We start from the raw sequence: 8,601 nt of genomic DNA, 5'->3' as shown, positions 1-8,601 counted from the left end.
TTTCGTTACTATCGTTGCTATCCAAACTGAAACTGCCAGAATATGTTCCAGGTGTTTTCGTATTGAGTGCCACTAATACACTCGCCCAATTATTAATAGCCAAGGTAGCTGGAAGAGTTCCTACCAAACTAAAGCCGTCGGGGAGTTCGAGATTAGTTAGGTTGAGTGGAGCCTTACCTGTGTTCTTAATGGTGAAAGTTTTAATTACGGTGCTGCCGAAAGCGGCCTCGCCAAAGTCAATGGGAGTGGTGCTGCCATCTACAATGTCAACTTGGTTATTGACAACTTCAATTTCGGGAGCATTAACTTTACCACTAATAACAAAGTTAAAGGGGCTTTCGTCAGGATCGTTGTTGGTTAAACTGAAGTTGCCAGTGTAGGTTCCGCCAGTGGTCGTATTTAGTGCCACTGTTATATTCGCCGAAGTCTTGGCAGCCAAAGTAGCTGGAAGAGTTCCTACCAAACTAAAGCCGTCGGGGAGTTTGAGATTACTCAGGTTGAGTGCAGCTATACCTGTGTTCTTAATGGTAAAAGTTTTGGTCACGGTGCTGCCAGCAATGACCTCGCCAAAGTTAATGGCGGTAGGGCTGTTATCTGCAATGTCAACTGTGCCATCAAGAACTTGAATTTCGGGGTTAGGAGTCTTATTGGTGGGGGCTTCAAATGCGCCAATATCAGTCAATACACTGCCGTCACCATCGCCATCTAAGGGAGTAATCTTAGTGACGCTATTCAAAGCATTGGAACCACCATCGATCGCAGGACTTCCAGGTTTGAGCCTAAAGTCATGATTCGCTGCATCAACAAATAACGGGTTTTTGTTTAAAACATTTCCTGATCCTGTACCTTTAATATCTCCGTTGTAAGCAAGGTTGTTGTCAAATGAATAATTACTAGAATTAGCAATAGCACTTGCAGAATTTCCGTCACTTGCATACATAATATTGTTAGAAACCCGAACATTTTTAGCACTGTTAAGTAAAATTTCTCCGGTTGATAGTTCTTGTGAATTTTGGGAAAGTGTATTATTCACAATGTCTACAGGGTTTTCTCCTTTGAAAATCTGAATACCTGCGCCACCATTGTTGTAAATTACGTTTTTACTAATTAAGGCTTTGCCCTGGTATGCAACATTTCCAACAGAAGAAGTGTCAAGCATTATTCCATGACCCTCTGTTACTTTTCCTGCATTAGCCCAAGGAACTAATTGTTTATTATCAAAGACAGTGTTATCTTGAATAATTACTTTGTAATCTGTTACGTTTTGATCGGAATTCCAAAGGTGAAGCATTGTAATTCCTTGGGTTCCATGAGGTGAGTACCAAGAATTTCCAGAAACCACATTGTTTTTTATTGTAATGTAGTCTACTTCTGCTGTTGCAATCCCGCCTCCTGGAAACTTAGAAATGTTGTTATTACTAATTGTGATGTGATGTGAACGTTGCTTTTCGTCGCCATCGATGTAGGAAACGTTAATACCGTTCCCAGATGTTGCTGGGTTATTCAAATCATCTTTATGCTCAAGCGCATATTCTAATGTATTATCATCTCGTGCCCCCACCAGGTTCAGCCCATTAATGACTACATAAGAAGAGCCTGTAATTGAGATAGCATTCCAATTTTTATCGTGTGTTTGTAAAACAGGTGTGTGTCCAGGATAAGCAGTAAATGTGATCGGCGCGGCTTCGGTACCGTGCTTATCTGAAATACTCAGGATATTAGGGTAAGTATTTGTGTAAGTACCATTCATGACGTAGACGGTATCACCTGCCTGCACCAAGTCCGCAGCTTGTTGGAGGGTGCGAAATGCAGATCCTTCCTTTAAGCCATCATTTTTATCATTGCCTGTTCCAGAAACGTAGTATGTTTTGCCAGCCATGAGATTAACTCCGAATTTTATAAGGTGAATTGGTAGTACGTTCTCAGCAATAAACTATGTTGCTAAGTAGTTATTTGAATGGGTGATTTATCTGGACTTTTCAGGACAGTCGCAGCTGTGCGATGGCGTACCCGCCCTTACATGTGGCGATCGCAAAAAAGAAATGGCGTCGTTTGTAGAAAAACTGTTATAAAACTGAAAATTTTTATCCTATTAACCGTTGATGGTTAAAGTAGGGATGTCGATACCGTCAATTGTCAGTGTTTTATTGAGGGTGATCGGACAAATTGCACGCAGACAAGGCAGCGCAAAGCCAAAGACATTTCCTGTCATCTCTGCGTTTTTTGAGTGGTCAAAGTTGAATTGGTTGAAACTTTAGTAGGTTTACCCTTTAACTTAAGGGAACTAATGTAACAACTTAGTCGAACTTGTTGTACGCGGTGTAACTGAGCCTTGTGAACTCATGTATTAAAACTAACCTTTGCCTCCAAGAAAAAACCCAGTAAATATTCTGAATTTAGTTATATTTTTTACAACAATAGCTAAAAAAATATGGAGATGTGGTGGTGGAGTCCAGTTAATTTCCAGAGTGATATGGGAGTGGAGAGCGCTTTGTGGGAGGATTTGATGAAGTTTCTCTAAAAATTTTTAAATAAGCGATGCCTTCTTTACCAAACGTCCCGCTACCGCTAACAGCACTTTCAAGTCAGGTTGTCGTAAATTTTTGTGGTTGCGATCAGGAAGCAGGTTGGAAGGAAGAGGGTTTTAGCCTAGTTCATCAATCTTTGAGATATTTTGGTTTGATTGCGGCAACTTACTTAATCTTCATAACTATGAACACTGAAATAAACTCCAGAATACCCGTTGCTTTAACCATTGCTGGTTCAGATAGCGGTGGCGGTGCAGGAATTCAAGCTGATTTACGTACCTTTGCTTTTCACTGTGTCCACGGTACTAGCGCTATAACCTGCGTCACGGCACAAAACACTTTAGGAGTAATGAGGGTTGATGCCATGCCAACAGAGGCTGTTGTGGCGCAAATTCAGGCAGTAGTTGAGGATATTGGCGTACAAGCTGCCAAAACGGGAATGTTGCTTAATCAGGAAATTATTTTTGCTGTTGCCCAGCAGGTAGAAGCTTTACAAATCGATAATTTAGTAGTTGATCCAGTAATGGTGTCACGTACAGGGGCACAATTGATTGATGATGATGCTGTGAAGACTCTATGTCATGCCCTGATTCCCAAGGCAGTTATGATCACGCCGAATCGCTACGAAGCCCAGATTTTAAGCGGTTTACAAATTAATTCTTTGGAGGATATGCAAGCCGCAGCTGAAATTATTCACAAGACTTTACGGACGAAGGCTGTTTTAGTCAAGGGCGGAGGTATGCAGGGAGATTTACGTGGTGTTGATATCTGGTTTGATGGGGACAAGTTGGAAGTTTTGACTTGCCAGCAAGTAGAGACAAAAAATACCCACGGTACTGGTTGTACACTATCGGCTGCGATCGCTGCTAATCTGGCCAAGGGAAAAGACTTGTGGCAGGCAGTGCAAGAGGCAAAGAAGTATGTGACTACTGCACTCACTTACGCCCTAGATATTGGCAAAGGGCAAGGCCCTGTAGGACATTTCTTCCCATTGTTACGAAATTAACCTTATCAAGGGGAGTGGGGAGGTAGGAAAGACTTGGGGACTTGGGGACAAGAGGTGAGAACTTGCAACAAGTCTAACCCCAAAGTCCCTAATTCTCCTTGTCCCCAAGTCCTCTTCACCATGCCCAATTCCCAATTCTCAATCCCCCCAATAATAAATCTTTGCCCTTTCGGCATTTTTCTATTATTCTTGGGCATAGTTTCAGGGCTGACTATCTTTGTTAGCATCTCTGTACGACCTACTTACCTTGATTTTTAATACCAAGCCCCCGATGCGAACAACCATAGGTTCAGTTGACAGGAATTCGCCAACACCGACTACTCAAGCCTACCCTCCTTCTGTACCACTATCTGTATATAGGGAATTGTCAACAGAGTTGCAAGCAGCGCAGGCGAAGCTACACGCACTTACCACCAAAAATCAGCAATTAGCACAAGAAAATCAACTACTACGCCAAGAAATTACTAAAGTCGTTGAGTCTTTTTCTCATTTGCAAAAGTTTGTGGATTCCCATACTACGCCTAGTTATCACCAAGTCCCCCAAGCTTCTGGTGACGTTAAAAATGCCGCTAAAGTGCCACCAACACAAGCGCGTCCACGTCAGCAGGTTTCTCGCCCAACTGTTATTCCCAAAACGCCACCCGAAAAAAGCCGCCGCCAAGACTTTTCTACACCTGTAATGGAAATAAATTTCTCGATACCAGAACCAGTTTCTATAGAAGAGCAACAAGTAAGTTATTATTCCACTACTGAGCCAGATGCCAAGGGACTCAATGGCTGGTGGTTAATTATTACCATATTGTTGATCATGCTTACTGCTTTTAGTGCTGGATATTTCGTTGTGCGTCCCCTGTTTGAACATCAGAAACGTTAGTTGACTACTCCTACAATCAGCAGCACCAAGCTTTCGAGCTACCGAGCAATTTCTCTGCAATCACTCTCTAAAATATCTGAGCATATCTGCTAAATAGCGTAATTTATTTATTTTTAGGTTATAAAAGCTACATAGAATGCTAAATTTACAGCAACTTCTTTATGTTAAAACCTCAAAGATTATCCAATTAATAAATCCTTGCCGCTTTTCATGTCCCAAACCCTCAGGCAAAGCATCTACACTTTAAAAAAGTGGTAATTATTACATATCTTTTAGGAAAAGCACTGCTAGTTACAGCTTCAGACAACGGATCTGGTTAGATATATAAACGAAGCTAGTAGAAGTCAGGAGTCAAAAAGATGAAAAAAGTAGAAGCTATTATCCGCCCATTTAAGCTAGATGAGGTAAAAATTGCCTTGGTTAACGCTGGTATTGTCGGCATGACTGTTTCTGAAGTCCGGGGGTTCGGACGGCAGAAAGGCCAAACTGAACGGTATCGCGGTTCTGAGTACACGGTTGAGTTTCTGCAAAAACTCAAAGTGGAAATCGTCGTTGATGACAATCAAGTTGATATGGTGGTAGACAAAATTATTGCTGCTGCCCGCACTGGTGAAATTGGCGATGGTAAAATTTTCATCTCGCCTGTTGAGCAAGTGATTCGGATTCGCACCGGCGAAAAGAACACAGAAGCAGTTTAAAAAAGTTATGAGTTAAGAGTTATGAGTTAAGAGTTATGATCTGTGAGTCAAGACTAAATGAGTGAAGATTTAGCAAAATTCATAAATCCAAACTCCCAATTCCAAACTCCTAACTCCTAACTTTCTCTAGCTGCGGAAGTAAAGCTGTAAAAGCCTTGCCTCGATGGCTAATTGACCCTTTCAACTCCCGTGTCATCTCAGCAAAGGTCAATTGCAACTCTTGCACATAAAAAATCGGGTCGTAGCCGAAACCACCATCACCACGCGGTGCATGGAGAATTTCGCCGCGACAAATACCTTCAGATTCTAATACGATCGCACCATCAGGACGAGCGATCGCTACTGCACAAACAAATTGAGCTTGTCGATTAACTTCGTTATCTAATTCTCTCAATACCTTAGCAATGCGTTCTGAGTCAGTTTTAGCGTAACGTGCAGAATAAACCCCTGGTGCGCCATTTAAGGCATCTACTTGCAAACCAGAATCATCAGCAATTGCCCAGTTTCCTGTGGCTTGAGCAATTTGTGAGGCTTTTAGACAAGCGTTGGCGGCAAAGGTTTCGCCTGTCTCTTCAATTTCCAATTCTTCAGGTTTGAGGGTTAATTCCCAACCCGAATTTTCCAGATAAGCTTGCATTTCCCGCAATTTACCTGGATTTCCTGTAGCTACTACAAGTAATGTCATGAATTACAAATTATTAGTTAGGAGTTAGGAGTGATGAGTTATGAGTTAATTAATTCCTAACTCCTAACTCTCAACTCCTCACTAATTTTACTCTGCCCAGTGTTTTGCCCAAGCAAGAGTTTGATGGACTTGCTCAATTGTCGAGGCTTCGCAGTACAGGCGTAAAACTGGTTCAGTACCGCTAAACCGAATCATTAACCAGCTTTTATCAGCGAGGCGATACTTGTAGCCGTCGATTGTTTGACAATCAATTACTGCTAACCCGGCAATTTCTGTTAAGGGTTGAGTTTGCAGTTGTTGCAAAAGACGCGATCGCACTTCCATACTTGCTAAGGGTAAATCAATGCGATCGTAAGCTGAGGTAAACCCTGTTTGTTTTTGCAAGTAGCGGTAATACTCACCTAAATCCAAACCAGATTCTACAATCGCCTCTAGAACGTACAATGCTGACAGCAATGCATCGCGTTCGGGAATATGGCTGCCATAGCCAATTCCCCCCGACTCTTCGCCACCCAGCAACACTTTTGCTGCTAACATTCTGTCAGCAATGTATTTATAACCAACTGCTGTTTCAAATACCGACAGGTTATGTAGTGCTGCTACAAGGGGCATTAAGTCGGAACCACTAACAGTTTTCACTATTTCACCACTAAAGCCGCGCCGCAGGGTTAAATGGTCGATTAATATCGGGATTAAGACTTGAGAACTCAAGAAGTTGGCTTCCCCGTCTACAGCCGCGATGCGATCGCAGTCTCCATCAAATACCAACCCCACCGTTAAACCTGATTTATCTGTTTCTCGATGAGTTTTGATAACTTCAAATAACTTTGAAAGGTATTTAGGCAAGGGTTCCGGCGCACCTCCACCAAACAGGGGATCGCGTTCTGAGTTGATTTCTTTGACTTGATTGCCTAGTAGTCTCGCCAATCCGCCTGCCGCCGCGCCATGCATAACATCGGCAAATAATGTCAATTTGCCAGATGCGATCGCTTCTCGAATTTTGGCAATATCAACTTTACCTTCTAACGCTTGGGTATAACTGGGCCAAGGATCGAATTTCTCTTGCTTCCCTGGAGTAGCTGCTAATGTTACTCCAACCGACAACTGCGCTTCTATCTCTTTTGTGACTTCTGGCGGCACCGACCCACCAAAACAACCCTTGACTTTTAACCCCAAATATGTGCCTGGATTATGGCTGGCTGTAATTACCAGCGCCCCTAAAGCATTGAGTTCTTTTGCTGCCCAACTATAAGCTGGGGTTGGGGCATAAGTTTCGCTCAGTAGCACATCAAATCCGACAGAGGTGACAGTATCAGCAACAGCACGAGCAAAATCTTCGGCCATGAATCGGCGATCGTAACCGACAATTATTGTCCGGCTACCCACCGTAGAAAAATATGTATTATATAATACTTTTGCGGCAACTGGCGCGACCAGGGCTAGGCGTTCAAAGGTGAACTCGTCACCAATAACGCCCCGCCAGCCGTCTGTACCAAACTTGATTGAGTTAGCTACAACTGGCATTTAAGTATCCTAACTGTCTACTTGAGGATTCTAGCATTTATACAGTGTACAAAGTAAAAAAAGAATCTAGTAAGAATATGTACTAATAATGTTTAAGACAAAATTGGGCAAATTTGTGCATTCAATAAGTGCGATCGTCCCGGAATTCTGCCACTAATGCAGACATTGTTTCAAGTCGTGTTTAAGTCCCATTAGAACTCCGTTAATGAGTCTTTGATACTTCGCAAACGCAGAGCATAACTCCACTCCTGTGCCTTTTGCTATATTTAATCTTTGCTTTAACCAAATAATTATTAATTCATAATTCATATTTAAAAAATGGGTATGGCAGCCCACACTGAATTTTTAATAAGCGTGGTCTTGAAGAGCGTGGAAAGTTTAGCAGCTCACACTGATTTAAATTATCAATTATGAATTATATTGACTACTTCGCTATGCAAAACCAGTATTTTCGGTAAAATCAAATTCTGAGGACTGTGGATTTGGGAGAAATTTGGGGTGCCTACACTTGGTGTTAACATTGACCACATCGCCACCATCCGGCAAGCACGGCGGACAGTGGAACCTGACCCTGTAGCGGCGGCGGTGCTGGCAGAATTAGGGGGTGCAGATGGAATTACGGTGCATCTACGGGAAGATCGGCGGCATATCCAAGATAGGGATGTGCGTATATTGCGAGAAACAGTGCGATCGCATCTTAATTTAGAAATGGCCGCTACAGATGAAATGCTAGCGATCGCTCTCGATATCAAGCCAGATTATGTAACTTTAGTCCCTGAAAAGCGCGAAGAAGTCACAACAGAAGGCGGATTAGATATTATCGGGCAAATTGCTAGAATAGGTGAGATAGTCGATAAATTGCAAAGCGCTAATATTCCAGTTAGTTTATTTATAGACGCCGAATCTGCACAAATTGAAGCATCTGTCAAGTTGCAGGCGCGATTTATTGAATTGCACACCGGACAATATGCTGAGGCTAAGGATGAAACAAATCGCCAGCGAGAATTAGCCATATTAGCTAAAGGATGTGAACAAGCGATTCAAGCTGGATTGCGAGTCAACGCTGGTCATGGACTCACCTACTGGAACGTTTATCCGGTGGCTGCGCTTCCAGGTATGGAAGAACTGAACATCGGTCATACCATCATCAGTCGGGCAGCATTAGTAGGTATAGAACGAGCAGTCCGTGAGATGAAACAAGCTATAAGAGGGAATGGGGAATAGGGAATGGGGAATGGGGCATTGGGCATGGTGAAGAGGACTTGGGGACAAGGAGAATTAGGGAC

General features: G+C 42.7%; 8 protein-coding genes. 4 read left to right on the top strand and 4 right to left on the bottom strand.

Features of this window, described 5'->3' with window-relative positions; genetic code table 11:
• On the bottom strand, positions 1-1,879 hold a 1,879-nt coding region (locus ACFFAP_RS32095), incomplete at its 3' end, for a choice-of-anchor D domain-containing protein (protein ID WP_375515007.1).
• 833 nt (positions 1,880-2,712) lie between these two features.
• Here ACFFAP_RS32095 and thiD point away from each other — a divergent pair.
• Complete coding sequence (thiD, locus tag ACFFAP_RS32090; protein WP_375515008.1) at positions 2,713-3,534, top strand: bifunctional hydroxymethylpyrimidine kinase/phosphomethylpyrimidine kinase; 822 nt, start codon at positions 2,713-2,715, stop codon at positions 3,532-3,534.
• Between the two features lie 5 nt (positions 3,535-3,539).
• Here thiD and ACFFAP_RS32085 read toward each other — a convergent pair whose 3' ends face one another.
• On the bottom strand, positions 3,540-3,710 hold the full coding sequence (locus tag ACFFAP_RS32085; protein WP_375515006.1) for a hypothetical protein: 171 nt from the start codon (positions 3,708-3,710) through the stop codon (positions 3,540-3,542).
• 95 nt (positions 3,711-3,805) lie between these two features.
• On the opposite strand from ACFFAP_RS32085, the gene ACFFAP_RS32080 reads away from it, so the two are divergent.
• Positions 3,806-4,408 carry a hypothetical protein gene (locus ACFFAP_RS32080; RefSeq protein WP_375515005.1) on the top strand — a complete coding sequence of 201 codons (603 nt, stop codon included), beginning with the start codon at positions 3,806-3,808 and terminating at the stop codon, positions 4,406-4,408.
• A gap of 359 nt (positions 4,409-4,767) precedes the next feature.
• A complete protein-coding gene (locus tag ACFFAP_RS32075) occupies positions 4,768-5,106 on the top strand; it encodes a P-II family nitrogen regulator (protein ID WP_012410794.1) in 339 nt (112 codons plus the stop codon).
• Between the two features lie 109 nt (positions 5,107-5,215).
• On the opposite strand, the gene rdgB is transcribed toward ACFFAP_RS32075, so the two are convergent.
• Together rdgB and ACFFAP_RS32065 are read right to left on the bottom strand one after the other, a co-directional pair.
• Positions 5,216-5,791 (bottom strand): RdgB/HAM1 family non-canonical purine NTP pyrophosphatase, encoded by a 576-nt coding sequence (rdgB, locus tag ACFFAP_RS32070; protein ID WP_375515004.1) that lies wholly within the window; start codon positions 5,789-5,791, stop codon positions 5,216-5,218.
• Positions 5,792-5,878: 87 nt separating this feature from the next.
• Complete coding sequence (locus ACFFAP_RS32065; RefSeq protein ID WP_375515003.1) at positions 5,879-7,315, bottom strand: phosphoglucomutase/phosphomannomutase family protein; 1,437 nt, start codon at positions 7,313-7,315, stop codon at positions 5,879-5,881.
• A 498-nt stretch (positions 7,316-7,813) separates the two neighbouring features.
• On the opposite strand from ACFFAP_RS32065, the gene ACFFAP_RS32060 reads away from it, so the two are divergent.
• A complete protein-coding gene (locus ACFFAP_RS32060) occupies positions 7,814-8,539 on the top strand; it encodes a pyridoxine 5'-phosphate synthase (RefSeq protein WP_375515002.1) in 726 nt (241 codons plus the stop codon).
• Positions 8,540-8,601: the final 62 nt, after the last annotated feature.

It is taken from the genome of uncultured Nostoc sp. (genome assembly GCF_964245575.1).
Taxonomy (GTDB): domain Bacteria; phylum Cyanobacteriota; class Cyanobacteriia; order Cyanobacteriales; family Nostocaceae; genus Nostoc.
The sequence above is the reverse complement of the archived record's forward strand: the minus strand, read 5'-3'. Positions and strand labels throughout refer to the sequence as shown.